This window comes from Pantoea sp. Z09 (assembly GCF_022394795.1).
Taxonomy (GTDB): Bacteria; Pseudomonadota; Gammaproteobacteria; order Enterobacterales; family Enterobacteriaceae; genus Pantoea; species Pantoea latae.
On sequence record NZ_CP092373.1, the window covers coordinates 3,810,608 to 3,837,189 of the forward strand.

Below are 26,582 nucleotides of genomic sequence, written 5' to 3' on the forward strand. Positions count from 1 at the left end.
CGCTACAGGTGACGATGCTGCGCGTCCTGCGTCAGCTTGTGCTGTTTTCGTCCTTCCTTGTACGGCCTAACAGGCTCAATGCTGCCTCTCGCGCCGGTTTTCCGCAATAGAGCACCTGGTAGATTTGCTCGGTAATAGGCATTTCGACGCCGACACGCTCCGCCAACGCCTTGACTTCTTTAGTGTTTCGATAGCCTTCTACAACTTGTCCGATAATGCGCTGCGCGTGGTCGACCGATTCGCCCTGGCCCAGCATCAGGCCAAAGCGGCGGTTGCGCGACTGGTTGTCGGTACAGGTCAGCACCAGATCGCCTAAACCGGCCATGCCCATAAAGGTGGTGGCATCGGCGCCCAGCGCCGCGCCAAGTCGGCTCATCTCCGCCAGCCCGCGGGTGATCAGCGCGGTGCGCGCGTTGGCACCGAAGCCGATGCCGTCGGAGATGCCCGCGCCGATGGCGATAACGTTTTTCACCGCGCCGCCGAGCTGAACGCCGACAAAATCAGGATTGTTGTAAACGCGGAAGCTTTTGCCGCAGTGCAGCTTCTGCTGCAGATCCTCAGCGAAGGTTGCATCGGTCGCCGCCAGCGCAATCGCGGTCGGCAGGCCCGCCGCCAGCTCTTTGGCGAAGGTCGGCCCGGAGATGACTGCGAGCAGCGTAGCGTCACCGAGGATGTCGCGTGCCACATCCTGCAGCAGCCGGCCGGTCTCTCGCTCCAGTCCTTTGGTCGCCCAGACGATGCGCGATTCGGGGCGCAGATGCGGTTTAATCTGCGTCAGCACCTCGCCAAAAACGTGGCTCGGCACCACCACCAGCAGATCGCGGCTGGCCGCAATAGCGCGGGCAAGATCGGGCTCAAGCTCAAGGTTGTCGGGAAAGGGTACGTCAGGGAGAAAGGCGCTGTTGCAGCGGTCGGCCTGCAGCTGCGCAAGATGAGCAGGATTATGTCCCCACAGCAGCACGGGATTGCCGTTGCGGGCCAGGGTAATGGCCAGAGCGGTGCCGTACGAGCCGGCACCGATGACGCTAATCGAAGCGTGTGTAGTCATCAGGCATCCTGATGTGGTTCGGCACCTTCGCCTTGCTGCTGCAGGTAGTTCATGAACAGCGCGTCAAAGTTTACCGGCGCCAGGTTAAGCTGCGGGAAGGTACCGCGCGACACCAGGCTGGTGATGCATTCGCGCGCATACGGGAACAGGATGTTCGGGCAGTAAGCGCCCAGGCAGTGCGCCATCTGCGAGCCTTCGATGCCGCTGATGGTGAAGATGCCCGCCTGCTGAACTTCGCACAGGAAAGCGGTCTCTTCGCCGACGCTGGCGGTCACGGTCACGCGCAGCACTACTTCAAACACTTCGTCAGCCAGCTGTGATGACGCAGTATCCAGATCCAGCTTCACTTCCGGCTCCCACTCTTTCTGGAAGACCTGCGGCGCGTTCGGCGCTTCGAAGGAAACGTCTTTGGTGTAAACGCGTTGAATCTGGAATTGCATTTCGTTGGTGTTATGTTCTGACATCTGACTAAGTCCTGTGAGTTGAAAAATCCCGCGCCTTTTACGCCTGCAGTAACGGATCTAAACCTTCACGCCCGTCCAGCGCGTAAAGATCGTCGCAGCCGCCAATGTGCTGCGCATCAATGAAAATCTGAGGAACCGTGGTACGGCCGCTGCGTTTGATCATCTCTTCGCGTTTCGCCGCGTCCCCATCAATAGGGATCTCCTGAAACGCCACGCCTTTTTGACTCAGCAGCGCCTTCGCCCGGTGGCAGAAAGGACAGGTCGCTTTGGTGTAAATCTCGACATTGGCCATGTTGCGTTCCTCAGTAGAAGTTATTTTCCGCGCACCAGCGGAAGATTGTCTCCGCTCCAGCCGCTGATGCCGTCTTTCAGTACGGTCACCTGGCTAAAGCCGGCGGCGCTCAGCTTTTCAGCCGGTTCGCTGGCGCTCTGGCCAGTGGCGCACACCACAATTATGGGCTGGGCTTTATGCTTTTCCAGCTCGCCGAAGCTGCCTTTTTTGATATCCGCCGCCGCAACGTTCAGCGCGCCGGAAATATGTCCTTTGCGGTAATCATCACGCGACCGCACATCCACCACTACCGCCTCTTCTTTGTTAATCAGGCGGGTCGCTTCGCCGCGGCTGATAACTTTCACCTTAGAAAACATTCCTTTAAAGGTGGTCACAATCACCAGAACCAGTAAAACGACCCATGCCAGACTGAGGATGGTGTGATTGCTTGCAAACTGCATAATTTCTTGCATGAGGGGTAACGACTCCAGACCGGGCTAATTAAGCTAAAAACAAGGGTTCTGAGTATACCTGCGCCACTTCTCATGTACAGACGCTAAGCGGCCAGAGTTACGATTTGTGCGTCATTTTCCAAAAAAAATTGCCGTATCGCAAAAATGGCGTAACGCTTATGCGAGATCGAGATAAATGCGGACATCTTTGGAAAAGGAAATCCCGTGGCGTTGCGCTGGTAAGCGGCTGTTCATCGTGGAATAATCACTGGCCTATGAAGGGAAAAGCGACTGTTTTAGCCACAAGGACCCGTCACAGCGGAAAGAAACGCCCGTTGCCTGCACGCCTGTCCATTCTCTCCTTCAGCCTGCTCTGCGCGGGCGTTCTGTTGTTGCCCGCCGCCGCGCGCAGCGCCGACGACAGCAAGTCACAGCTCAAATCCATTCAGCAAAATATCGCCGAAAAAGAGAAAAGCGTTAAGGCGCAAAAGCTTGCGCGCAGCAAACTGCTCGATCAGCTGCAGAGCCAGGAGAAGGTGATCGCCCAGGCGAGCCGTCAGCTGCGCGAAACCCGCAACAGCCTGAACGCGCTTAACGGCGAAATCAGCCAGCTCACCGCGTCTATCGCGCGGCTTGAAAAACAGCAGGCGCAGCAGGAAGCCCTGCTGGCGCAGCAGCTGGACGCCGCGTTTCGCCAGGGCCAGCATAACGGCGTGCAGCTGTTGCTGGGCGGCGAAGAGAGCCAGCGCAGCGAACGTATTCTCGCCTATTTCGGCTATCTCAACGACGCGCGTCGGCAGAGCATCGATGCGCTGCAAAAAACCCGCCAGACGCTGGGCGCGCAAAAGACCTCGCTGGAGCAGAAACAGCAGCAGCAAAAAAACCTGCTGACGCAGCAGCAAGGCCAGCAGGAGAAGCTGCAGCAGGCGAGCGCGGCGCGCAAGAAAACGCTGAGCGCGCTGGAAAACGCGCTGGAGAAAGATCAGGCCGATCTGGTAGAGATGCGCCAGAACGAAAGCCGTCTGCAGGATAAAATCGCCCGGGCCGAGCGTGAAGCGCGCGAACGCGCGGCGCGCGAGGCGCGGGAAGCGGAAAAAGTGCGCCAGCGTCAGGCGCAGGCCAAAGCCAAAGGCTCGACCTACCAGCCGACGCAGAGCGAACGCGAACTGGTGGCGCGCACCGGCGGCCTCGGCCGCGCGGGCGGCCAGGCGCTGTGGCCGGTGCGCGGACGTATCGAACACCGCTTCGGCGAACAGCTGCAGGGCGAGCTGCGCTGGAAAGGGTTGGTGATCGACGCGCCGGAAGGCGCCGAAGTCAAAGCGATCGCCGACGGCCGCGTGCTGATGGCCGACTGGCTGCAGGGCTACGGGCTGGTGGTGGTGGTGGAGCACGGCAAAGGGGATATGAGCCTCTACGGCTATAACCAGAGCGCGCTGGTAAGCGTTGGCGCCCAGGTGAAGGCAGGACAGCCTATCGCGCTGGTGGGCACCAGCGGCGGACGCGGTACGCCGTCGCTCTATTTTGAAATCCGACGTCAGGGACAGGCCGTCAATCCACTCCCGTGGTTAGGAAGATAAGTGTTGTTTCAACGTCGCCCTCTCGCCGCCGTTATCGGCGGACTGCTTCTGAGCTGCGCCGCCCATGCGGGCAAGCTCGCCATCGTGATCGACGATTTCGGCTATCGTCCTTCTGAAGAGAACAAGGTCCTGCAGATGCCCGCCGCGATCTCCGTCGCGGTGCTGCCTGACGCGCCCGGCGCGCGTCAAATGGCGACTAAGGCGCATCAGAGCGGTCACGAAGTGCTGATCCATCTGCCGATGGCGCCGCTCAGCAAACAGCCGCTGGAGAAAAACACCCTGACGCCGGAGATGAGCAGCGAAGAGATCGCGCGCATTCTGCGCAGCGCGGTCAACAACGTGCCCTATGCCGTCGGGCTGAATAACCATATGGGCAGCAAGATGACCTCTAGCCTGCCGGGCATGCAGAAAGTGATGCAGGCGCTCAACCAGTACAATTTTTACTTTCTCGACAGCATGACCATCGGCAACAGCCAGTCAGTGCCTGCCGCGCAAGGCACGCGCGTGAAGGTGCTGAAACGCCGCGTCTTTCTCGACGATAGCCAGGATATCAACGCCGTGCGCCAGCAGTTCGCCCGCGCGGTGAAGCTGGCGCAGCGCGACGGCTACGCCATCGCCATCGGCCATCCGCATCCCAACACGGTGCGCGTGCTGCAGCAGATGCTGCCAACCTTGCCTGCGGATATTACGCTGGTGCGTCCGAGCCAGCTGCTGAACGAGCCGCAGCACGGCGCGACCACCGCGCCGGCGAAACCGCAGCCGCGTCCGCAGAAGCCGGGCTTCCAGCCGCCGGGCCTGTGTAAGGTGCAGCCGCAGCCGGTTCCGGCAGTGAAGGCGCTTGGCGTGGTATGGGAGAGCGTTGCATCAGGCTCGCTGGCGACGACCCTCAGGCAACTGTTTTGATATCGGCCAGAAAGCGTAATAAACGCCTCGCGTGACTTGTTATTCGTTGCGTATCCCCTATGATGGATGCGCAATTTCAGGCGCCAGGAAGGCTATTCCTTGCTGTTTTTTGTGTGAAAATCACGACGTTTAATCTCAATGAAACCGAAAAAAAAGATATTTTTTATTAATGCCGTTATCGCTTTCTATTCGCTGTTTAACGGACACCGGAATAAAGCGGCGCTGAGTAAGGATCTTGAGTTCAAACGTATCGCTATTTATTCTACCACAGCGTTGGGCGATCTTTTATTTAACACGCCAGCAATAAAAGCGATCAAAAAACGCTATCCACAGGCGAAAATAGTCTTTGTCACCAGCCAGAAAAACAGCGCGCTGGTTAAAGGCAGCCCCTGGTTTGACGAGGTTGAAGTCTGGGATAATAAAGTCAAAAATATGCATCGCCTGCTGAAAAAGCTGTGGGCGTTTAAGCCGGAAATCACCTTTATCCTGCATGCGAATATTTATTACGATGTGCTGTGCGCTAAGCTTTCAGGCTCGACCTATATTGTGCGGGATAATTTCGCCCAGGATCCCACCCACCTCAACCGCTGGCTGGATCACTACTCCCGCTCTGAAGATACGCATATTATCCAGCGCAAACTCAACACGCTGGCCTGGCTGGGCTGTGATACCACGGATATCAGCATGGCCTTCCCGCTGGCGATCCCGGCGCTGCCGAAACCAGCGGACAGGCGCCGTATCGGTTTTCAGATGGGGGCGTCGAAGCCCGATCGCTGCTGGCCGGTGGAACATTTCGCCGAGCTGGCGACCCTTATTCTAGCGGCGGACCCGCAGACGGAGATCGTGCTGACCGGCGCCGGCCAGGATAGCGGGCTGGCGCGCGACTTTCTTGCCCTGCTGCCTGACGCGCTGCATCCTCAGGTGACCTCGCTGATTGGCAAGACCAGCCTGACGGAACTCATCCAGCAGATTACGACGTTTACGCTGCTGGTCACCGGCGACACCGGCCCGCTGCACCTTGCCATTACCGCGCGCACGCCAACGCTCAGTTTATACGTTGGCGCGAACCCGCGTCATACGGGCCCTTATCAGGACCCGCATCTGCATAAAATCCTGCGCATTGAGCCCGAGGCGGGCGATGACAAAGCGTTGCCGCTGCGCAAGATCAGCGCTGAATCGGTGTTCGCTCAGATCCAGCCGCTGCTCAATCACTGAATGACGCAGCCCGGACGTTAGCCGGCGGCGCGACGCGACGGCTGGCCATCGCAACCGCCAGCGGCAGCCAAAACAGCATCCAGGCTTCGCTGGGCGACCCGATCACGAACATGCCCTGCGTAATAAAGAACATCAGCGAAAACAGGTAGAGCATCGCTTCCAGCGCCATTGCCTCGTGGAAACGTCGCCAGGCGCAGCCCAGTCCTGCGCTAACGACGCCCGCCAGCAGTATCAGTCCCACCAAGCCGCCTTTGAGCAGCGTTGAGAAATAGACGCTGTGCGTGGTGGTGACGACGGCGCCCAGACTGTTTCTGAACGAGAGCGTTTTATCGAATCCCCAGCCGAACCAGGGCCTCTGCTCGACCAGCTCGAGCGTATGCTGCCAGATACCGAAGCGCACATAGCTCTGCTGATAGGCGTCGATCAGCCGCTGCGAATATTCGCTGCCGTAGCCGGTAAAGTAAAAAAAGAGGCCGATAACTACCAGACCGCCCAGGGTCGAGAGAATATGCCGCAGATGGATATGTTTATATTTGGCGAACAGCAGGAAAGAGGAGACGATCAGCGCCAGCAGCGGGCCGCGGCTTTGCGTCAGCAGCAGGCCGATAAAAAGCAGCGACGCGGGGAAGTAGATCCAGTGTCTGCCGGACTCGCGCGCGATAATAAAGGCGCTGATAATGCCGACGGCGAAATAGCCGCCCAGATCGATCACGTTGCTCGGCGCGCCAAAGAAGCCGTTTTCCAGCCGGCCAGTCAGCAGCGTGCTTTTATCGATGAAAATAAAGGTCAGGATCAATAGCGTAAAAGCGGCGGCGAAAATCAGCGAGTGTAGCCTTAATATCCCATAGTTCTTAACTACATGATTAATCATCAGGATAAAAAACAGGATATAAAAACTGTGTTTCAGCGCCGAGGTGAAGGTTCCTTCGCCAGTGCTCCAGAAGGTGCTCAGGCTAAAGTAAAAAAGAAAGGCGGAAATAAATAACAGCGGGATTTTTGCGTCTTGAATAAAATGCTGGAAACGTTGCCGATCGACCAGAAAAACCGCTGCCATTAAAATGAGCGAAAGATAGAAAAAATTATTCACTTTTCCCTGAGACGTAAACAGCGGCATTAAAAACAGAAATATCATAAAAGAGCAGGAGGCGACGGTAACGATGCGTTTTCGGTTATGCTCAGAGATCATTCAGAGACACCTTCTCAAAAATTTCGCTGCCCAGAGCGCTCTCTGGCGACAAATTATATACCACGATATTCTCCTCCTTCATTATCCGACTGGCGTGCGCAAACGAGGGTTTAATCAACGACATAAATTGAGATTCGAGCTGGCTCGGCATAACATCCGCCTCGCTTTCATAAAAACGCGGCGCTGAAAAGTTAGTCATATCGACCCCGGCGAGCAGAACGGTCTGCGCGCCTAAATAGTACGCAATTTGCAGCGCCCAGTAGGCGACCGTTCCCGCATCGACCACGCCGCAGCGGATATCGCGGCAAAACCCGATGTCACGCCTGTCGGCATCAAGGCTTAGCCCGGCAAGATGCCTGCTTTGCGCAGCGTAACCGGACGGCTCCACCAGGGGCTGATAAACCTTGTGTCTGATATCTTCGATAATCGCGAGACGGCATTTGACGGCGTCGCTGCCCAGCATGCAGAAAATATCGTGCAGGCAGTGAACGGTAATAAACAGCAGCAGATCGCGGTCCTGGATCACCTGACGCACCACTTCTTGCCGGCTTTTCACAAAGTCGCGATCGACAATAACGTAGTAGTGAAAAGCCAGGCGATCGCGCAGGTGGTAGGCGCCGTTGACGCCCAGCGCGCTAAACTGCGCCAGCTTTTGCGTGTCGAGCCTGTTGACCGACGGTCCGGTGGCGACAATAGCCAGCGTATCGCGATGCGTGGCGCGCAGCGCCGTCAAATCCTCTATGGCGATCTGGCGGCCCTTCCAGACCAGCGAGCAGATGTGCCCCTCAGGCGCGCGCGCTATCTTCACATGGGGCCACAGGTTTTCACTGTGCCGATAGTCGCGCGGATGGGTATAGCGATAAATCTGTTTCCAGAGCGATCCCATTCAAAGTAGTTCCCTGAGCCTGTTCCAGACCGCTTCGGCGCTGGTCGACGCCAAATCGCCGTTGCTGGCTTTGATGGCGTGCTGATTCTGCCCGTAGCCGCCAATCAATCCCGGATCGGTCGGGCCATACAGGGTAATGTTGGGACGATCGAGCGCCGCGGTCAGATGGCTTAAACCGGTATCCACCGAAACCACCGCCTTTGCGCCCGCCAGCTCGCGCGCCACCGCCTCCAGCGTCAGCTTCGGCAGCACCTCGACGTGATTGAAACCGTCCGCCAGCCGCTGCGCGCGCTGATGTTCATGCTCGGCGCCCCAGGGCAGCTTGATGCGCAGTCCCGAGGGCTGCAGCAGCGCGATAAGGTCGCGCCAGTGGCTTTCCGGCCAGTGTTTGTTGTCGCGCGTGGTGGCGTGCAGAAACACCAGATAAGGCACGGTATCCTGCGGCACGTCGCGCAGAAAGTGCGCGGCGATGGCGTAGTCGCCCTGGGTCTGCGGCTTCTGATAGCCGAGACTTTTGGCAAACAGCTCGCGCGTGCGCTCTACCGCATGCTGCTTTTTATCGATTTCATGACGTTGGTCGTACCACCAGCTGGCGAAAGGTTCGCGCGCGCTGCGGCTGTCCTGACCGTGCTTGACGCCTCTCGCCAGGCGGGTCACCAGCGCGGCGCTTTTGATCAGCCCCTGCGCGTCGATCACCACGTCATACTGGCGCGACTGCAGCTCGCGCTTGAAGAGAACGCGCTCTTCACGCTGCTGGCTGCCGAACCAGTGCTTGCGCCAGCGGCGGATCGCCACCGGCAGCACTTTATCCACCGCTGGATGCCAGCCGGGGATTTGCGCGAAATTCTCTTCCACCACCCAGTCAAAACGGATGCCGGGGATCGCCTGCATGGCGTCGGTTAAAGCGGGAAGCGTATGAAGCACATCGCCCATCGACGACGTTTTGACGATCAGGACCTGCATGCCGTCTCCTGCGGATGCGCCAGCAGCTCGCTCAGTTCCTGATGAACGCGCTGTGGCTGAATGTCGATCAGGCTCTGATGATAGCCCTGCTCGGCCTCGCCTTTGCGGACTTTGTGGTAGCCGGTAATCAGGCGGATAATGCGCACCTGTTTTGACAGCGGCGGCGTGAAGTCGGGGCTGCTCGGCCCGTAGAGCGCCACCAGCGGCCGATTGAGCGCGGCGGCGATATGCATCAGCCCGGAATCGTTGCTGACGACGGCGTCGCAGCGCGCAATCAGGATCACCGCCTGCTCAAGCTGCGTCTCGCCCGCCAGATTGCGGCAGTAGGGACGCGCCTCGGCAGGCAGCGCCGCGATAATCTCATCGCCGCATTCGCGATCTTTGGCCGAACCAAACAGCACCACCTGCTTGCCCTCGGCGATCAGCTGCTGCGCCAGCGCGGCATAGTGATAGTGCGGCCAGCGCTTCGCCGGGCCGAACTCCGCGCCAGGGCAAAAGCCGATCAGCGGGCGTTCCGCCGACAGTTGAAACTGGGCGGCGGTTTCGATTTTTTCCCGATCCTCAACCTGAAGCTGCGGCCAGAGCAGCGGCTGCGGCAGCTGCTGCGCCGAGGCGACTGGCGTCTCCTGAGCCAGGGCGATATAGCGCTCCACCATCAGGGGAAACGCCGCCTTGTCCAGCACGCGCATGTCGTTGAGCAGGCCATAGCGCATCTCGCCGCGCCAGCCGATGCGGCGTTTGATGCCGGCGAAGAAAGGCACCAGCGCGGATTTAAAGGAGTTTGGCAGCACGTAGGCGCGATCGTAGCCGCTGGCGCGCAGCGTCTTGCCGATGCGGCGGCGCTCGCCAATCGCCAGCGCGCCGTGGCCGAGCGGCATTGCCAGCGCCTGGTTGACCTCTGGCATGCGCGACAGCAGTGGACGGCACCACGCAGGTGCCATCACGTCGATCACGGCGTCCGGATGCTGAGCCTTGAGGGTGCGATAGAGACTTTGCGACATCATCATATCGCCGACCCACGATGGGCCAATAACCAGAATTTTCATCGCCGGTACGCGTTCCTTATGCGCTGCGGTTCAGCCAGGCCATATACTCAGCCACGCCCTGCGCCACGGTTTTAAACGGTTTGTCATAACCGGCCGCGCGCAGGTTGGTGAGGTCTGCCTGGGTATAAGCCTGATAGCGGCCTTTCAGTTTGTCCGGGAAGGGAATGTACTCAATCTGCCCTTGCTGATGGAATTTCAGCACCGCGTCCGCCACTTCCTGGAACGATTCTGCGCGACCGGTGCCGCAATTATAGATGCCGGAAATGTTATTTTCCCAACACCACAGATTTACCGCCACCACGTCGTCGACGTGGATAAAATCGCGCTTAAAGCCGTCGCTGCCTTCGAACAGCTTGGGGTTTTCGCCGCTGGCGATCTGCGTGTTGAGGTGAAACGCGACGCTCGCCATGCTGCCTTTATGCCCTTCGCGCGGGCCGTAGACGTTGAAATAGCGGAAGCCGCAAACCGGCGAGTCCGCTTCCGGCAGGATCTGGCGCACATAGTGGTCGAACAGCATCTTAGAGTAGCCGTAGACGTTTAACGGCTGCTCGTACTCGCGCTTTTCGATGAAATTGTCGTTGCGGCCGCCGTAGGTGGCGGCGGAGGAGGCGTACAGGAAAGGAATTTCGCGCTCCAGGCAGTAGTGCAGCAGATCTTTTGAGTACTGATAGTTGTTGTCCATCATGTACTTGCCGTCCCACTCGGTGGTAGCGGAACAGGCGCCTTCATGAAACACCGCTTCAATCGGGCCAAAATCTTCGCCCGCGGCGATATAGGTGAGGAACTCCTCTTTATCCATGTAATCGCTGATATTCAGATCGGCCAGATTGACGAATTTGGTGCCGTCCTTCAGGTTGTCGACGACCAGGATATCGCTAATGCCGCGATCGTTGAGCGCCTTGACGATATTGCTGCCAATCATTCCTGCGCCGCCGGTGACGATAATCATGTGCTCTACCTTAAAAGTTGGGGGGTGAAACAGGCGGTTTCACGCGCTAATGTCTCACATCATAACATCTCATCACGGTGCAGACAGCCAGATGACTCTGACACGCCGCCCACCGCCCGCCCCCTGACGTGAACTATGCTGCAAAATTGATATTTTCCTGGTGGATTTATCGTTAGCCTGCTTGCGATTCAGTAAGATGTGCCGAATTTATGCCATCTGAGGAGAACAATGATGCCAGCGCAATTTTATCAGCAGATCCGCCAGCAGCTGGATGCGGCGCACCGGGAAGGCTTGTTTAAGCAGGAGCGCATCATTACCTCCGCTCAGCAAACCGCGATTGAAGTGGGCGAGCAGCAGGTGATTAACTTCTGTGCCAACAACTATCTGGGGCTGGCTAACCATCCGGCGCTGATTGAGGCGGCAAAGGCGGGCATGGAGACGCACGGCTTTGGCATGGCGTCGGTACGCTTTATCTGCGGTACTCAGGATACGCATAAGCAGCTGGAGAAAAAGCTGGCGGCGTTTCTCGGCATGGAGGACGCCATCCTCTACTCCTCCTGCTTCGACGCCAACGGCGGCCTGTTCGAAACCCTGCTCGACGCGGAAGACGCGATTATCTCCGACGCGCTGAACCACGCCTCGATCATCGACGGCGTGCGGCTCTGCAAGGCGCAGCGCTATCGCTACGCCAACAACGACATGCAGGCGCTGCGCGCCTGTCTGGTTGAGGCGCGGGAGAAAGGCGCGCGCCATCTGCTTATCGCCACCGACGGCGTTTTTTCGATGGATGGGGTGATCGCCAACCTGCGCGGCATCTGCGACCTTGCTGACGAGTTCGATGCGCTGGTGATGGTGGATGATTCCCATGCGGTGGGCTTTGTCGGTGCGGCCGGGCGCGGCACGCACGAATATTGCGACGTGATGGGCCGCGTCGACATTATCACCGGCACGCTGGGTAAAGCGCTGGGCGGTGCTTCCGGCGGCTATACCGCCGCCCGCGCGGAGGTGGTCGAGTGGCTGCGTCAGCGTTCGCGCCCTTACCTCTTCTCCAATTCCCTGGCGCCCGCCATTGTCGCCGCCTCGCTTCGCGTGCTCGATCTGCTGAGCGAAGGCGATGGCCTGCGCCAGCGGCTGTGGGACAACGCGCGCTTTTTCCGCGAACAGATGACGGCAGCCGGCTTCACGCTGGCGGGTGCCGATCACGCCATTATCCCCGTGATGCTGGGTGAAGCCAGCATGGCGCAGGAGTTTGCCCGGCTGCTCCAGCAAGAGGGCATTTACGTCACCGGTTTCTTTTATCCCGTGGTGCCGCGCGGTCAGGCGCGCATCCGCACGCAGATTTCGGCGGCGCATACCCAGCAGCAGCTGGAGCGCGCGGTGGACGCCTTTACCCGCATCGGAAAACAGCTCGGCGCGATCGCCTGAGGAGCCTTACATGAAAGCGTTAGCCAAACTTCACGCCCGGGAAGGCATCTGGATGGTGACCGATGCGCCGATCCCGGAGCCCGGCCACAACGATTTGCTGATTAAGATCCGTAAAACCGCTATCTGCGGCACCGATATCCATATCTACAACTGGGATGACTGGTCGCGTAAAACCATTCCGGTGCCGATGATCGTCGGGCATGAATATGTCGGCGAAGTGGTGGCGATTGGCCAGGAGGTGCGCGGCTTCAGCATCGGCGACCGCGTCTCTGGTGAAGGGCATATTACCTGCGGCCACTGCCGCAACTGTCGCGCCGGACGCACCCATCTCTGCCGCAATACCATTGGCGTCGGCGTCAACCGTCAGGGCTGCTTTGCCGAGTATCTGGTGATCCCGGCCTTTAACGCCTTCCGCATTCCCGACAACATCTCCGACGAGCTTGCGGCGATTTTCGATCCCTTCGGCAATGCGGTACACACTGCGCTGTCGTTCGACCTGGTGGGCGAAGATGTGCTGATCTCCGGCGCAGGCCCCATCGGCATTATGGCGGCGGCGGTGTGTAAACATGTCGGCGCGCGCAACGTGGTGATCACCGATATCAACGACTATCGTCTCGCGCTGGCGCGCAAGATGGGCGTGACGCGCGCGGTCAACGTGGCGCATGACGATCTGCGCGCCGTGATGCGCGAGCTGGGCATGACGGAGGGCTTCGACGTGGGGCTAGAGATGTCCGGCGCACCGCCCGCGTTCCGCACGCTGCTTGAGGTGATGAACCACGGCGGGCGCATCGCGCTGCTGGGCATTCCGCCGGGCGAGATGGCGATCGACTGGAATCAGGTGATTTTCAAAGGGCTGTTTATAAAGGGTATTTATGGCCGCGAGATGTTTGAAACCTGGTACAAGATGGCCGCGCTGATCCAGTCAGGGCTCGATCTGACGCCCGTGATCACTCACCGTTACGCTATCGACGACTTCCAGCAGGGCTTCGACGAGATGCGCTCCGGGCGTTCCGGGAAGGTGGTGCTGAGCTGGGACTGACACGCGGATAAGCGGGACGCGTTGCCTCTGCGTGCCCGCCAGCCGCTTGTCACACTTGCTCCTGGGCGATCAGCGCCAGATATTGCTGGCAGATAGCGGGCGTCGCAAACGCCGAGAAGTCGATCTGTGCTAAATCCGGCGGCTCTCGATAGATTTCCAGCATCGCGTTCGCCAGGGAAACGGGATTGAGATCGGCCAGCCCGCGCGCCAGTTCGCCCTGTAATAGCGACGCCGGCCCGCCCGGACAACGCGTACTGACCACCGGCGTGCCGCACAGCATCGACTCGATCAGCACATTGCCGAAACCCTCGCTATCTGAACTGACCACCAGCAGACTGGCGCGCGCCATCCAGGCGTAAGGATTGTCGGAAAAGCCCTGGAAAATCACGCGCTGCTCGATGCCCAGCGCTGCCGCCTGCGCGCGCAGCGCCGCCGTTCTTTCCGCGCTGCCCTTGCCCAGCAGCACCAGCGGAATAGCGAGATCGGTAAGCGCATAGGCCTGCAGCAAACGATCGTGGCGTTTGGTTTCGTGGAAGCGGCCGACATGCAAAATAAACTCGGGAGCCGGCGGCGTCAGCGGCGCCTGCGCCAGCGAGCGGATAGCGTCGATATCGAAAGGATTGGCGATAACCGCCTCGCGCCGCGGGCTAACCTCAAAAGCGCGCTTCAGATCTTCCAGCGCATAAGCGGAGACGGCGATAACGTTGCGCTGCTGGTAGACCCGCTGGATCTTGCGCGCTTTGAGCCAGCGCGACACGCCGCGGCGATGGCCCAGATAAGAAGCGGAAAACACGCCATGCAGGCAGAACCAGGTTTTGTCCGCCTTGAGCGCGGCGCAGCGCCTGACGATGCGGTCGGTCTTGTGCAGATGCGAGACCACGAGATCGAACGCGCCGCCAGCACGCTCGGCCGTCGCTACCGCGTTGTCCAGCTGACGCGCCCGACGCCCCAGCTCCGTGAGCTTACGCCAGGGCCGACGACAGCGATCCTCGATAACCTGATAGTCCACGCCCGCTGGCAGCGCGTATTCGCACACCTTGCGCAGCGAGAAAAGAGAGACCCGGTGTCCGGCGGCAAGCAGGCCCGCGACCAGCGTGATGACCACTTTTTCCGCGCCGCCGCCGGGCAGGCCGTCGATTACCATCAGGATACGTTTCGCCAAAGTATTTCCTTATTGAAAGAGAAAAGTCCGCCATCAGGACTCTCCTTGCTCAGCTATAGTACGGAAGCGCCGACAAGCAGTAAATGCGGCATGCCGATGACACAAGCCTTTGCGCGGGCTGACGGCCCGGCGTACTATTGCGCCTTTTCAGGGCGTTCGGGAAGACACTATGACACAGCCATCATTCCTTATTACCATCGACACTGAAGGCGATAATCTCTGGCGCAACCATCGCACCATCACCACGCGTAATACGGCGTTTCTGCCGCGCTTTCAGTCTCTGTGCGAACGCTTTGGCCTGAAGCCAACCTGGCTGACCAACTATGAAATGGCAATCGATCCCGCCTATGTCGAATTTGCGCGCGACGTGATCGCGCGCAATCAGGGCGAAGTCGGCATGCATCTGCACGCCTGGAACAGCCCGCCGGAAGCGCCGCTGACAGACGACGACTGGCGCTGGCAGCCCTACCTGATTGAATACCCTGACGATGTGCTGCGCGCCAAAGTCGCCTTTATGACACAGCTGCTGGAAGAGACGTTTCAGACCAAAATGCGCAGCCATCGCGCCGGCCGCTGGGCGTTCGACGAACGCTACGCAGCGGCGCTCACCGAACTGGGCTATCTGGTCGACTGCTCCGTGACGCCGCGCGTAAACTGGCGCTTCAACCGCGGCGCGCCGCAGGGTAACGGCGGCACGGACTACACCCATTTTCCGCGCAGCGCCTATTTTATCGATCCCAGCGATATCTCTCGCCCTGGCGATTCGCCACTGCTGGAAGTGCCAATGAGCATCCAGTATAAATATTCTCCGCTAATGAGCGCCTTTAAGCAGGGCATCTATAAGCTGCGCGGCAAGCAGCGTAGCCCGGCGGTCTACTGGCTGCGCCCTTCCGGCGGCAATGTGGCGAGCATGAAGCGGGTGATTGAACAATCGCTGGCGGAAGGCCAGGATTATGTGGAGTTTATGCTGCACTCCTCAGAATTTATGCCGGATGGCAGCCCGACGTTTAAAAACGAACAGGATATCGAGCGGCTGTATGCGGATCTGGAGGCGCTATTCAGCTGGGTCGGCCCGCGCTTTCAGGGACGCACGTTGACGGAATATCACGCCAGCTTTATGCAAAAGCGCCGCGACTAGCAGGCAGGCCAGCGTCAGGCTACGCTAGCGCTGGCCTGACAGAGCGAAATAAGATGCGATAACCGCATGAAATGCGTCACAAAAAGCATATCAGTCCCCATAATTAGCCGGGCAATTTTTACCTCGCATCGCGGCGGGTACGGCTGACGTTAAAGGATGTCGTCAGAATTATCGAAAGCACAAACTAAAAAAACAGAGCTTATGCATTCAACTCCCACTTCACCGCTGCTCAGCATCATCTCCCCCATGTACAACGCGGGCGAGATGTTCGATGCCTTTATGCAGTCGCTGCTGGCGCAGACCCTGACCTCGCTGGAGATCATCATCGTCGACGACGGCTCGACCGACGATTCTGGCGCGCGCGCCGAGGCGTATGCGGCGCAGCATCCCCACATTACCGTGATCCATCAGGAAAACGGCGGCGTGTCGCGCGCGCGCAACGCCGGGCTGCGCATCGCGCGCGGCAAATATGTCACTTTCCCGGACTCAGACGACACCATGCGGCCGGAGATGTACCAGACGCTGGTGGAGATGGCGGAGCAGGACGATCTCGACGCCGCGCAGTGCAACGCCGAATGGTTCTTTCAGCGCGATCAACGCACCAGGCCGATGATCCCGCTGGATCGTCTGCGCAGCACGCCGGTGCTGGGCGGCGCAGAGTGGCTCAACACCGCGCTGAAAACGCGCCGCTATCTGCACGTGGTCTGGCTGGGCATCTATCGCCGCTCGTTGATCGAGCAGAAGCAGCTCTGGTTTGAGCCGGGCCTGCATCATCAGGATATTCCCTGGACCACCGAGTTTATGTTCAACGCGCGGCGCGTCCGCTACACCGACCAGGTGCTCTATCGCTACTATCTGCACGACGCCTCGATCAGCAACCGCAAACGCACCGGCCAGCGCAACGTGGAGTATCAGCGTCACTACTTAAAAATCGCCCGCATGCTGGAGGAGATCAACGCGCGCTATAAAAAGAGCGTGACGATTTATCCCACTTTTCATGCGCAAATCACCCATGAGGCGCTCAGCGTCTGCCACTGCGTGCGCCGCGAGCCCGATCCGGCGGCGAAGCAGGCGATGATCAACGATATTTTCGCCAGCAAAACCCACCTGCGTATGCTGCGTAACGCGCGCGGCGTCAAACAGTGGTATCAGCTGCTGCTATGGCTTGGCCGCCTCTGGCGCTGGCGCGACAAATAACCACCGCCGCAGGTTTCACCCCTGAAGGGTTTGCCCTACAATCGCCTCACTGAAAATTACAGGCATTTGTGTATGGCAAACCCGACTCACGCAGACGTTAACCCACACAATATTTTGCTTATCAAGCTGCGCCATCACGGCGATATGCTGCTGACCACGCCGGTGATCAACGCGCTGCGCCAGCGCTATCCGCAGGCCAGTATCGACGTGCTGCTCTACAAAGAGACGCGGCCGATGCTGGAGGCGCATCCGGCGATCCGCCAGCTGCACGTTATCGACCGCAAATGGAAGCAGGAAGGAAGCTGGCGCAAGCTGCGCCACGAGCGCGACCTGTTCGCCGCCGTGCGCGCCAGCCGTTACGATATCGTGATCAATCTCGCCGATCAGTGGCGCAGCGCGCTGATCACCCTGTTTAGCGGCGCGCCGCTGCGTATCGGCTTCGCCTTTAACAAGCGCGACAACGCCTTCTGGCGGCTCTGCCACAACTGCCTGGTGCCGACCCGCAACCACAGCCAGCTGCATACCGTTGAGCAGAATATGACGGCGCTGACGCCGCTCGGCATTGCGCCGCAGGGCGCGCGCGCCTCTATGCACTACAGCGCCGTCGACGGGCAGAAAGTCGATGCGCTGCTGGCGGAACAGGGCGTCGACACGCCGTTTATCGTGGTGCAGCCTACCTCGCGCTGGAATTTCAAATGCTGGGAAGAGGAGAAGGTCGCTGCGACCATCGACCAGCTGGCGCAGGCGGATCGCCAGGTGGTGCTGACCGCCGCCCCCGACAAGCATGAAATGGAAATGATCGCGCGCATTCAGGCGCTTTGCACCACGCCGCATCGGGTGTCGCTGGCCGGTCAGCTTTCTCTGCCGCAGCTGGCGGCGCTGATCGACCGCGCCCGGCTCTTTATCGGTGTGGATTCCGCGCCGATGCATATGGCCGCTGCGCTCGACACGCCCTGCATCGCGCTGTTCGGGCCGACTAAACTGCAGTTCTGGCGGCCGTGGGGCGATCATAACCAGGTGATTTGGGCGGGCGATTACGGCCCGCTGCCCGATCCCGACGCCATCGATACCAATACGCACCAGCGCTATCTCAGCGCCATTCCGGTTGAGGATGTGGTCGAGGCCGCAAGGAATTTCTTACATGACTAAGGTACGCCTGGCCATTGTCCGGCAAAAATACCGTCCCGACGGCGGCGCCGAACGCTTTATCTCACGCGCGCTGGAGGCGCTCGGCAGCGAGCAGCTCGATCTCAACATCATTACGCGCAGCTGGCAGGGCACGCCGAATCCCGACTGGCATCTGCACATCTGCAATCCGCCTAAGCTGGGCCGCATCTCGCGCGAACGCGGCTTTGCCCGCGCGGCGCGCGCCTGCTGGGAGAAAGAGCGCTTCGATATCGTTCAGAGCCACGAGCGCATCGCCGGCTGCGACATATTTCGCGCCGGCGACGGCGTGCATCGCGTCTGGCTGGAGCAGCGCGCGCGTATCGTTTCGCCGTGGCAGCGCCTGAGCGCCGCGCTCAGCCCCTATCATCGCTACGTGCTGCGGGCGGAGGCGGAGATGTTTAACGCCCCGTCGCTAAAAGCGGTGATCTGCAATTCAGAGATGGTGAAGCGCGATATCCTGCGCTGCTTTTCGCTGAGCGCGGAGAAAATCCACGTTATCCATAACGCCATTGACGCCCAGCGCTTCCAGCCCGCCAGCGAGGCGAGCCGTCAGGCGACGCGCCAGCAGCTACAGCTGCCGGCGAGCGCCACGGTGCTGATTTACGTCGGCTCTGGCTTTGAGCGCAAAGGGCTGAAGGCGGCCATCGAGGCGCTGGCGAAAAGCGATCGCTACCTGATCGTGGTCGGCCAGGACAAGCAGCTGTCGCGCTATCAGCAGCTGGCAAATCAGCTGAACTGTCTGGACCGTCTGCGCTTTGTCGGCGTGCAGCAGGATGTGCAGCCCTTTTATCACGCCGCCGACGGGCTGCTGCTGCCGACGCTCTACGATCCCTTTCCGAACGTGGTGCTGGAGGCGATGGCCTGCGGCCTGCCGGTGATCACCAGCACCGGCTGCGGCGGCGCGGAATTTATTACCGCTGGTCAGGAAGGCTTCGTTTGCGATGCGTTAGATATCAAGGCATTAACCCAGGCGATTATGGCGATACCGGCGCTTTCGGCTGATTCGCGTTTAGGCGAAGCCGCAAGGCGCAGAATCGAACCTTATGGCCCGCAGCGGCTGGCGCAGTCGCTGACTTCGCTTTATCAGCAGGTACTGGCGCGCCGCTGACAAAGTGGTGAGCCTGTCTGGCCTTTCTGATAACATAGATTGATTTACGTGATAATTTTTCTGCCAGGCTGTCGAAACGATAACTATGACAACCCTCTATACCGTTCTGCTCTACCTTATTCAGCCGCTCATCTGGCTGCGCCTCTGGCTGCGCGGCCGTAAAGCGCCGGCGTACCGTAAACGCTGGGCGGAACGCTACGGCTATTGCACAGGTAAAGTGGAGCCGGACGGCATTGTGCTGCACTCGGTTTCCGTCGGCGAAACCCTGGCGGCGATCCCGCTGGTGCGCGCGCTGCGTCATCGCTATCCCACGCTGCCGATTACCGTCACCACCATGACGCCGACCGGCTCTGAGCGGGCGCAGTCGGCGTTCGGCAAAGATGTGCATCACGTCTATCTGCCCTACGATCTGCCCGGCGCCATCAACCGGTTCCTCGACACGGTCAATCCGCGCCTGGTGATCATCATGGAAACCGAGCTGTGGCCCAATATTATTCGCATCCTGCATCAGCGCCAGATCCCGCTGGTGATCGCCAATGCGCGCCTGTCGGAACGGTCCGCTAAAGGCTACCGCAAGCTGGGCGGCTTTATGCGCGACCTGCTGCAGCGCATCACCCTGATCGCCGCGCAGAACGCGGAAGATGGCGATCGCTTCCTGGCGCTGGGGCTGAAGCGCTCGCAGCTGGCGGTTACTGGCAGCCTGAAATTCGATATCTCCGTGACGCCTGAACTGGCCGCCCGCGCCATCACGCTGCGTCGCCAGTGGGCGCCGCGCCGTCCGGTCTGGATCGCCACCAGCACCCATGAAGGGGAAGAGGCGATCGTGCTGGACGCGCATCGTCGTCTGCTGCAAACCTTTCCCGATCTGCTGTTGATTCTGGTGCCGCGCCATCCCGAGCGCTTTAGCGACGCGCGCGACCTGACGCACAAGCGCAACTTCAGCTTTATTCTGCGCAGCAGCGGCGAAATTCCCTCTGGCTCGACGCAGGTGGTAATTGGCGATACCATGGGCGAGCTAATGCTGCTCTATGGCATTGCCGATCTCGCCTTCGTCGGCGGCAGCCTGGTGGAGCGCGGCGGTCACAACCCGCTGGAGCCGGCGGCGCACGCCATTCCGGTGCTGATGGGCCCGCACACCTGGAACTTCAAAGATATCTGCGGCAAGCTGCAGGAGGCGCAGGGGCTGATTACCGTGACCGACGTGGTGTCGCTGGAGAAAGAGGTGGCAAACCTGCTGCAGGATGAAGATTACCGCCTCTACTACGGCCGCCATGCGGTCGAGGTGCTGCACCAGAACCAGGGCGCGCTGCAGCGTCTGCTACAGTTACTCGAACCCCATTTACCGCCACGGGCCCACTGATGACCGATCGCCAACGTCTTTCTGTGGTGATGATCGCCAAAAATGAAGCGGCGCTGCTGCCCGACTGCCTCGCGTCGGTCAGCTGGGCGGATGAGATCATCCTGCTCGACGCCGGCAGTGAGGATGAGACCGCCGCTATCGCACGTCAGGCGGGCGCAAAGGTCTTTCACGCCGAGGCGTGGGCCGGCTTCGGCAAACAGCGCCAGCGCGCGCAGCGCCACGCCAGCGGCGACATGATTTTGATGATCGATGCCGACGAGCGCGTCACGCCGACGCTGCGCGCCAGCATAGAGGCAGTGCTGGCACAGCCGCCCTCTTCGACCGTTTACAGCCTGAACCGCAGCAACCTGTTTCTTGGCCGCTTTATGCGTCACAGCGGCTGGTATCCCGATCGCGTGATGCGCCTCTATCCGCGCGCGCTGAACTATAACGACAACCTGGTGCACGAGTCGCTCGACACCCAGGGCGCGCCGGTGGTCAGGCTGCGCGGCGATCTGCAGCATCTGACCTGCCGCGACCTTATTGTTTTTCAGCAGAAGCAGCTGGCCTATGCCGCCGCCTGGGCGCAGGAGCGCCACCAGCGCGGCAAGCGCTGCGGCCTCTTCTCCGTGTTCACCCATACGCTGGGCGCCTTCCTGAAAATCCTTTTGCTGCGCGCCGGCTTTCTCGACGGCAAACAGGGCTGGGTGCTGGCCGTGGTCAATGCGCAGTACACCTTCAACAAATATTCCGCGCTGTGGGCGCTGAATCACGCCGCAGACAAGGGTCCTCTATGAGCACCAGAGCGATTTATCCCGGAACCTTCGATCCCATCACGCTGGGTCATCTCGATATCGTGACGCGCGCCGCGCAGATGTTCGATGAGATGGTGCTGGCCATTGCCGCCAGTCCGAGCAAGAAGCCGATGTTTAGCCTTGAAGAGCGCATTGAACTGGCGCGCGAGGCGGTGGCGCCTCTGCCGAACGTCGAGGTGGTGGGGTTTAGCGATCTGATGGCGAACTTCGCCCGCGCGCAGCAGGCCAACGTACTGGTGCGCGGCCTGCGCGCGGTGTCGGACTTCGAATATGAGCTGCAGCTCGCCCATATGAATCGCCATCTGCTGCCAACGCTGGAAAGCGTGTTTCTGATGCCGTCAGAAGGCTTCTCGTTCGTCTCCTCTTCGCTGGTGAAAGAGGTGGCGCGCCACGGCGGCGACGTCAGCGCCTTTCTGCCTGCGCCTGTGCATCAGGCGCTGCTGGCGAAGCTGGCCTGATCAGTGCTGGCAGTTGGGGCACCAGAAGGTGCTGCGCTGCCCGTGCTTGCCGCTGACAATCGGCGTGCCGCAGGCGCGACAAGGCTCGCCGGCGCGGCCATACACCTGCAGCTCCTGCGCGAAATAGCCGGGTTTGCCGTCGCTCTGTAAAAAGTCGCGCAGCGTGGTGCCGCCCTGCTCTATCGATCGCAGCAACACTGCTTTGATGGTGGCGCACAGCCGCTGCGCCTCTTCGTCGCTCAGGCTCATCGCCGGACGATCGGGCAGGATCCCGGCGGTAAACAGCGATTCGCTGGCGTAGATATTGCCGACGCCCACCACCACTTTGTTATCCATCAGCCACTGCTTCACCGCCGTGCGCTTGCCGCGCGACTTCTCATAGAGATAGTCGCCGCTAAAGGCGTCGCTGAGCGGCTCAGGCCCCAGATGCGCCAGCACATTGCTCCCTTCGGGATCGGTGCTCCACAGCCAGGCACCAAAGCGGCGCGGATCGGTGTAGCGCAGCACCTTGCCGTTGCTCATCACTAAATCGACATGGTCATGTTTCGCGGCGGGCTGCTCTTCTGGCAGCACGCGCAGGCTGCCGGACATGCCGAGATGGATGATGATCCAGCCGTGCGGCAGCTCCAGCAGCAGATACTTGGCGCGGCGCTGCACGCTCAGCACCGGCTGATCGCTGAGCGCATGGATCTCCTGCGACACCGGCCAGCGCAGGCGCGAATTACGCACTACCGCATGTAAAATCTTTTCGCCCACCAGATGCGGTTCAATGCCGCGTCGGCTGGTTTCGACCTCGGGTAATTCCGGCATGTTCTCTCCTCAAAAAGCGGCAAAAACAAAAAACCCGGCCGAAGCCGGGTTTTTCACAGAACACCAAAATTATTTAATTTTGGCTTCTTTGTAGATCACGTGCTGACGTACAACCGGATCGAACTTTTTCAGTTCCAGTTTCTCTGGTTTAGTACGTTTGTTCTTCGTGGTGGTATAGAAGTGACCTGTACCAGCAGAGGAAACCAGCTTGATCTTCTCACGAATACCTTTAGCCATGATTCAGTTCCTTAGTACTTCTCACCACGGGCGCGGATTTCGGCCAGAACCGTATCGATGCCCTTTTTATCAATAACACGCATACCTTTAGCAGATACACGAAGAGTAACGAAGCGCTTCTCGCTCTCAACCCAGAAACGGTGTGAGTGCAGGTTCGGAAGGAAACGGCGTTTCGTCGCGTTCATTGCGTGGGAACGGTTGTTACCGGTCACCGGACGCTTTCCAGTTACCTGGCAGACTCGTGACATGTCTATTCTCCAAAAATCAAATCAGCTCGAGCTTTAAAAACTAGGTCTTGGCCGCCTCGTCAGGCTCATAGCCCGCCAGGCGAGTTCCATGTGAACCCGCTAAGCTGGCCCAAACGCCAAACCCGAGATTCTCAAAGGTGGCGTAGTATACGCCGCTCAGCGCAAGTGCTCAAGTCCCGAACAGATAAAGATCCCTGAAGATCGCGCAAAAAGCCGCCATCTGCACCTGGTGGCCCTGGCTTTTTACAGCCAGCCGCGTTCGGCAAAAGAGACATATTCGCCGTGACCGATCACCAGATGATCGAGCAGGCGAATATTCAGCAGGGTGCAGGCCGCGCTCACTTTGTGGGTAATATGCCGATCGGCGCGGCTCGGCTCCGCCATGCCGGAAGGATGATTATGGGCGAGGATCACCGCCGCAGCGTTGACCTTCAGCGCCTCGCGCACGATTTCGCGCGGATGCACCTCGACGCTGTTGATCGAGCCCATAAAGAGCGTCTGCGCCTGCAGCACCCGATGCTGATTGTCGAGAAACAGCGCCATAAACACCTCGCGCTCCTGATGCGCCAGCACGCTCTGCAGATAGTGCCGCGTCACCTGCGGGTTTGCCATCACATCTTCCCGCGCCATCTGGCTGGCGAAAAAGCGTCGCGCCAGTTCTGCAATAGCGTGCAGCTGCGCCAGCTTGGCGGCGCCGACGCCTTTTATCTCGCTGAACGCCGCCGGTTCGGCGGTCATGATGTGATAAAGCGAGCCGAAACGCTGCAGCATCTGCTGCGCCAGCGTCAGCACGTTCACCCCCACCGCGCCGGTGCGCAAAAAAATCGCCAGCAGTTCCGCGTCGCTCAACGCCGCCGCGCCCATCGACCGTAATTTTTCCCGTGGTGTCATCGCTTCCATATCTGCCTCCTGCGGTTAGCGACATCATGACCAGACACTGTATACTTAACCAGTATCTTCTGGCAGAATTACGAGGCGGCTCGCAAACGCAAGGGGTGAAAAGGTGTGCAGAGGGTTTTATGATAGAGTCCTGCCACTTCGCCGCGTCTGACGCGGCATCCAGCCACATGAGGCCAATAGCATGATGGGATTAGCCGGAAAAAAAATTCTGCTTGGCGTGAGCGGCGGCATCGCAGCCTATAAAACGCCCGAGCTGGTGCGTCGCCTGCGCGAACGCGGCGCCGAGGTGCGCGTGATGATGACGCCTGCCGCCAAAGCTTTTATTACGCCGCTCAGCCTGCAGGCCGTTTCCGGTTATCCGGTGTTTGAAGACCTGCTCGATCCCGCCGCCGAAGCGGCGATGGGCCATATCGAGCTGGCAAAATGGGCGGACCTGGTGGTGCTGGCGCCCGCTTCGGCCGATTTGATCGCCCGTCTGACCGCCGGCATGGCCAACGATCTGGTTACCACCGCCTGCCTTGCCACCGCCGCACCCGTCGCCGTGGTGCCGGCGATGAATCAGCAGATGTATCGCGCCGCCGTGACGCAGCACAACCTGCAGCAGCTTGAGGCGCGCGGCCTGCTGATCTGGGGCCCCGACAGCGGCAGCCAGGCGTGCGGCGACGTCGGACCGGGCCGGATGCTCGATCCGTTGGCGATTGTCGACCACGCGGTGCAGTGGGCGTCACCCGTCAACGATTTGCAACATCTCAACATTATGATCACCGCCGGTCCCACGCGCGAGGCGCTCGATCCGGTGCGCTATATCAGCAACCACAGCTCCGGCAAGATGGGCTTCGCCATCGCCGCCGCCGCCGCCAGACGCGGCGCCCGCGTGACGCTGGTGACCGGTCCGGTTAACCTGCCAACGCCGCCTGCGGTGAAGCGCGTTGACGTCATCTCTGCGCAGGAGATGGAAGCCGCCGTGATGGCGGAAGCGGCACAGCAGCAGATTTTTATCGCCAGCGCCGCCGTCGCGGACTATCGCGCCGCGACCATCGCGCCGGAAAAGATGAAAAAACAGGGCAGCGAAGACGATGCCGTCACGCTACAGCTGGTAAAGAATCCCGATATTGTGGCGGGCGTCGCCGCCATGCAGCAAAACCGTCCCTACGTGGTTGGATTTGCCGCTGAAACCCAGAATGTGGAAGAATACGCCCGACAAAAACGGGTACGTAAAAATCTGGACCTGATTTGCGCCAACGACGTGGCGCAGGCCGGACAGGGATTTAACAGCGATACCAACGCGCTTCACCTTTTTTGGCAGGAGGGAGAAAAACGCTTACCGCTCAGCGATAAGACGCTCCTTGGCCAACATTTATTAGACGAGATTGTCCGCCTTTATGATGAAAAAAATCGACGTAAAGATTCTTGATGCGCGCGTGGGCGCGGAGTTTCCGCTGCCCACCTACGCCACCTCTGGCTCCGCCGGGCTCGATCTGCGCGCCTGCCTGGACAGCGCGCTGGAGATCGCCCCAGGCATGACCACGCTGGTGCCGACCGGCCTGGCGATCCACATCGGCGATCCGACGCTGGCGGCGGTTATTCTGCCGCGCTCCGGCCTCGGCCATAAGCATGGCATCGTGCTGGGCAATCTGGTGGGCCTGATCGACTCGGACTATCAGGGCCAGCTGATGGTATCGGTCTGGAACCGTGGCCAGCAGAGCTTTACGCTGCAGCCGGGCGATCGTCTGGCCCAGCTGGTCTTCGTGCCGGTGGTGCAGGCGGAGTTCAACCTGGTGGAAGATTTCGACGCCAGCGACCGCGGCGAAGGCGGCTTCGGTCACTCCGGACGTCTGTAACGCCCGTTTTTGCTTAACCATCTGTTTATTTCTTACCAGCCTTGAGCCTGCGCTCAGGGCTGATAAGAAGGTGTGCCTGTTAAAGGTGAATTTCAGGGGTTTTTAAGGTCATGGCAGAGAAAAAAATCGCCAAACGGAACCGTCGCGAAGAAATTTTGCAGGCGTTGGCGCAGATGCTGGAGTCCAGTGACGGTAGCCAGCGCATTACCACCGCCAAGCTGGCCGCCACCGTCGGCGTGTCTGAAGCGGCGCTCTATCGCCACTTTCCCAGCAAAACGCGCATGTTCGACAGCCTGATTGAATTTATCGAAGACAGCCTGATTACCCGCATCAATCTGATCCTGAAAGATGAAAAAGAGACGATGACGCGCCTGCGTCTTATCGTGCAATTGATTCTGGGTTTTGGTGAGCGTAATCCGGGGCTGACGCGTATTCTTACCGGCCATGCGCTGATGTTTGAGCAGGATCGTCTGCAGGGGCGCATCAACCAGCTGTTTGAACGGATTGAGGTGCAGCTGCGCCAGGTGATGCGCGAGCGGAGAATGCGTGAAGGCGAAGGCTTCGAAACAGACGAAGCGCTGCTGGCGAGCCAGCTGCTGGCCTTCTGCGAAGGGGTACTGTCGCGCTACGTGCGGTCAGAGTTTCGCTTTCGCCCGACCGCCGAATTCGACACCCGCTGGCCGCTGCTCGCCGCGCAGCTGGTGTAACGAACGACTCCCTCTCCCGGCATCGGGAAAG

29 protein-coding genes are annotated in these 26,582 nt (G+C 59.8%); 15 read left to right on the plus strand and 14 right to left on the minus strand.

The genetic code is table 11. The features are described from left to right. Positions 1–31: 31 nt before the first annotated feature. Genes gpsA through MC269_RS18180 form a run of 4 tightly spaced genes read right to left on the minus strand, consistent with a single transcriptional unit; the run spans position 32 to position 2,256 of the window. The gene (gene gpsA / locus MC269_RS18165; protein WP_371824349.1) at positions 32–1,048 is read right to left on the minus strand and encodes an NAD(P)H-dependent glycerol-3-phosphate dehydrogenase; all 1,017 of its coding nucleotides are present in this window, start codon (positions 1,046–1,048) and stop codon (positions 32–34) included. Then, the gene (gene secB, locus MC269_RS18170) at positions 1,048–1,512 is read right to left on the minus strand and encodes a protein-export chaperone SecB (protein ID WP_081137835.1); all 465 of its coding nucleotides are present in this window, start codon (positions 1,510–1,512) and stop codon (positions 1,048–1,050) included. Before secB ends, gpsA begins: the two co-directional genes overlap by 1 nt. A 37-nt stretch (positions 1,513–1,549) precedes the next feature. Next, positions 1,550–1,804: a glutaredoxin 3 gene (gene grxC / locus MC269_RS18175; RefSeq protein ID WP_081137833.1), complete on the minus strand. Its 255-nt coding sequence runs from the start codon at positions 1,802–1,804 to the stop codon at positions 1,550–1,552. Positions 1,805–1,824: 20 nt separating this feature from the next. Beyond that, on the minus strand, positions 1,825–2,256 hold the full coding sequence (locus MC269_RS18180; RefSeq protein ID WP_081137831.1) for a rhodanese-like domain-containing protein: 432 nt from the start codon (positions 2,254–2,256) through the stop codon (positions 1,825–1,827). Between the two features lie 254 nt (positions 2,257–2,510). On the opposite strand from MC269_RS18180, the gene envC reads away from it, so the two are divergent. The 3 genes from envC (at position 2,511) to MC269_RS18195 (ending at position 5,930) form a co-directional block, all read left to right on the plus strand. Next, entirely contained in the window at positions 2,511–3,812 is a 1,302-nt protein-coding gene (gene envC, locus MC269_RS18185; RefSeq protein WP_239953241.1) for a murein hydrolase activator EnvC, read from the plus strand. A gap of 3 nt (positions 3,813–3,815) precedes the next feature. Further along, a complete protein-coding gene (locus tag MC269_RS18190) occupies positions 3,816–4,715 on the plus strand; it encodes a divergent polysaccharide deacetylase family protein (RefSeq protein ID WP_239955150.1) in 900 nt (299 codons plus the stop codon). Between the two features lie 138 nt (positions 4,716–4,853). Beyond that, the gene (locus MC269_RS18195) at positions 4,854–5,930 is read left to right on the plus strand and encodes a glycosyltransferase family 9 protein (protein ID WP_239953242.1); all 1,077 of its coding nucleotides are present in this window, start codon (positions 4,854–4,856) and stop codon (positions 5,928–5,930) included. Here the strand turns inward: MC269_RS18195 and MC269_RS18200 are convergent. From MC269_RS18200 to rfaD, 5 genes are all read right to left on the minus strand, one after another. Beyond that, positions 5,920–6,984 (minus strand): O-antigen ligase, encoded by a 1,065-nt coding sequence (locus tag MC269_RS18200; protein ID WP_239953243.1) that lies wholly within the window; start codon positions 6,982–6,984, stop codon positions 5,920–5,922. The genes MC269_RS18195 and MC269_RS18200 overlap by 11 nt on opposite strands. 121 nt (positions 6,985–7,105) lie before the next feature. Continuing rightward, the gene (locus MC269_RS18205; protein ID WP_239953244.1) at positions 7,106–8,002 is read right to left on the minus strand and encodes a sugar glycosyltransferase; all 897 of its coding nucleotides are present in this window, start codon (positions 8,000–8,002) and stop codon (positions 7,106–7,108) included. Continuing rightward, the gene (gene rfaC / locus MC269_RS18210; RefSeq protein ID WP_239953245.1) at positions 8,003–8,965 is read right to left on the minus strand and encodes a lipopolysaccharide heptosyltransferase RfaC; all 963 of its coding nucleotides are present in this window, start codon (positions 8,963–8,965) and stop codon (positions 8,003–8,005) included. Beyond that, positions 8,953–10,011 (minus strand): ADP-heptose--LPS heptosyltransferase RfaF, encoded by a 1,059-nt coding sequence (gene rfaF / locus MC269_RS18215; RefSeq protein WP_239953246.1) that lies wholly within the window; start codon positions 10,009–10,011, stop codon positions 8,953–8,955. The genes rfaC and rfaF overlap by 13 nt, the downstream gene beginning before the upstream one ends. 16 nt (positions 10,012–10,027) lie before the next feature. After that, entirely contained in the window at positions 10,028–10,960 is a 933-nt protein-coding gene (gene rfaD, locus MC269_RS18220; RefSeq protein ID WP_081137816.1) for an ADP-glyceromanno-heptose 6-epimerase, read from the minus strand. Between the two features lie 231 nt (positions 10,961–11,191). Between rfaD and MC269_RS18225 the strand changes: the two genes are divergently transcribed. Continuing rightward, complete coding sequence (locus tag MC269_RS18225; RefSeq protein WP_239955153.1) at positions 11,192–12,385, plus strand: glycine C-acetyltransferase; 1,194 nt, start codon at positions 11,192–11,194, stop codon at positions 12,383–12,385. Between the two features lie 10 nt (positions 12,386–12,395). Then, entirely contained in the window at positions 12,396–13,424 is a 1,029-nt protein-coding gene (tdh, locus tag MC269_RS18230; RefSeq protein ID WP_239953247.1) for an L-threonine 3-dehydrogenase, read from the plus strand. A 49-nt stretch (positions 13,425–13,473) separates the two neighbouring features. Here tdh and MC269_RS18235 read toward each other — a convergent pair whose 3' ends face one another. Further along, entirely contained in the window at positions 13,474–14,568 is a 1,095-nt protein-coding gene (locus tag MC269_RS18235) for a glycosyltransferase (RefSeq protein WP_239955155.1), read from the minus strand. 187 nt (positions 14,569–14,755) lie between these two features. On the opposite strand from MC269_RS18235, the gene MC269_RS18240 reads away from it, so the two are divergent. The 7 genes from MC269_RS18240 (at position 14,756) to coaD (ending at position 21,808) form a co-directional block, all read left to right on the plus strand. After that, a complete protein-coding gene (locus MC269_RS18240) occupies positions 14,756–15,724 on the plus strand; it encodes a deacetylase (RefSeq protein WP_239953248.1) in 969 nt (322 codons plus the stop codon). Positions 15,725–15,970: 246 nt separating this feature from the next. Beyond that, a complete protein-coding gene (locus tag MC269_RS18245; RefSeq protein ID WP_236722695.1) occupies positions 15,971–16,921 on the plus strand; it encodes a glycosyltransferase in 951 nt (316 codons plus the stop codon). A 72-nt stretch (positions 16,922–16,993) separates the two neighbouring features. Then, entirely contained in the window at positions 16,994–18,070 is a 1,077-nt protein-coding gene (gene rfaQ / locus MC269_RS18250; protein ID WP_239953249.1) for a putative lipopolysaccharide heptosyltransferase III, read from the plus strand. Further along, entirely contained in the window at positions 18,063–19,196 is a 1,134-nt protein-coding gene (locus MC269_RS18255) for a glycosyltransferase family 4 protein (protein WP_081137807.1), read from the plus strand. The genes rfaQ and MC269_RS18255 overlap by 8 nt, the downstream gene beginning before the upstream one ends. An 85-nt stretch (positions 19,197–19,281) precedes the next feature. After that, on the plus strand, positions 19,282–20,556 hold the full coding sequence (waaA, locus tag MC269_RS18260; protein ID WP_081137805.1) for a lipid IV(A) 3-deoxy-D-manno-octulosonic acid transferase: 1,275 nt from the start codon (positions 19,282–19,284) through the stop codon (positions 20,554–20,556). Beyond that, positions 20,556–21,332, plus strand: a complete 777-nt coding sequence (locus MC269_RS18265; protein ID WP_239953250.1) for a glycosyltransferase family 2 protein — start codon at positions 20,556–20,558, stop codon at positions 21,330–21,332. The genes waaA and MC269_RS18265 overlap by 1 nt, the downstream gene beginning before the upstream one ends. Beyond that, positions 21,329–21,808, plus strand: a complete 480-nt coding sequence (gene coaD / locus MC269_RS18270) for a pantetheine-phosphate adenylyltransferase (protein WP_239953251.1) — start codon at positions 21,329–21,331, stop codon at positions 21,806–21,808. The genes MC269_RS18265 and coaD overlap by 4 nt, the downstream gene beginning before the upstream one ends. Here coaD and mutM read toward each other — a convergent pair whose 3' ends face one another. From mutM to radC, 4 genes are all read right to left on the minus strand, one after another. Beyond that, entirely contained in the window at positions 21,809–22,618 is an 810-nt protein-coding gene (gene mutM, locus MC269_RS18275; RefSeq protein WP_239953252.1) for a bifunctional DNA-formamidopyrimidine glycosylase/DNA-(apurinic or apyrimidinic site) lyase, read from the minus strand. It abuts the gene before it with no gap. A 69-nt stretch (positions 22,619–22,687) separates the two neighbouring features. Then, positions 22,688–22,855, minus strand: coding sequence for a 50S ribosomal protein L33 (gene rpmG, locus MC269_RS18280; protein ID WP_001051798.1), 168 nt, complete (start codon positions 22,853–22,855; stop codon positions 22,688–22,690). A gap of 11 nt (positions 22,856–22,866) precedes the next feature. Beyond that, complete coding sequence (gene rpmB, locus MC269_RS18285; protein ID WP_010616494.1) at positions 22,867–23,103, minus strand: 50S ribosomal protein L28; 237 nt, start codon at positions 23,101–23,103, stop codon at positions 22,867–22,869. Positions 23,104–23,346: 243 nt separating this feature from the next. After that, positions 23,347–24,003: a DNA repair protein RadC gene (radC, locus tag MC269_RS18290; protein WP_081137797.1), complete on the minus strand. Its 657-nt coding sequence runs from the start codon at positions 24,001–24,003 to the stop codon at positions 23,347–23,349. 184 nt (positions 24,004–24,187) lie between these two features. Between radC and coaBC the strand changes: the two genes are divergently transcribed. From coaBC to slmA, 3 genes are all read left to right on the plus strand, one after another. Next, on the plus strand, positions 24,188–25,417 hold the full coding sequence (coaBC, locus tag MC269_RS18295; protein WP_239955157.1) for a bifunctional phosphopantothenoylcysteine decarboxylase/phosphopantothenate--cysteine ligase CoaBC: 1,230 nt from the start codon (positions 24,188–24,190) through the stop codon (positions 25,415–25,417). Then, complete coding sequence (gene dut / locus MC269_RS18300; RefSeq protein ID WP_081137793.1) at positions 25,386–25,844, plus strand: dUTP diphosphatase; 459 nt, start codon at positions 25,386–25,388, stop codon at positions 25,842–25,844. Before coaBC ends, dut begins: the two co-directional genes overlap by 32 nt. Positions 25,845–25,954: 110 nt before the next feature. Continuing rightward, complete coding sequence (gene slmA / locus MC269_RS18305) at positions 25,955–26,551, plus strand: nucleoid occlusion factor SlmA (RefSeq protein ID WP_081137791.1); 597 nt, start codon at positions 25,955–25,957, stop codon at positions 26,549–26,551. Positions 26,552–26,582 lie beyond the last annotated feature (31 nt).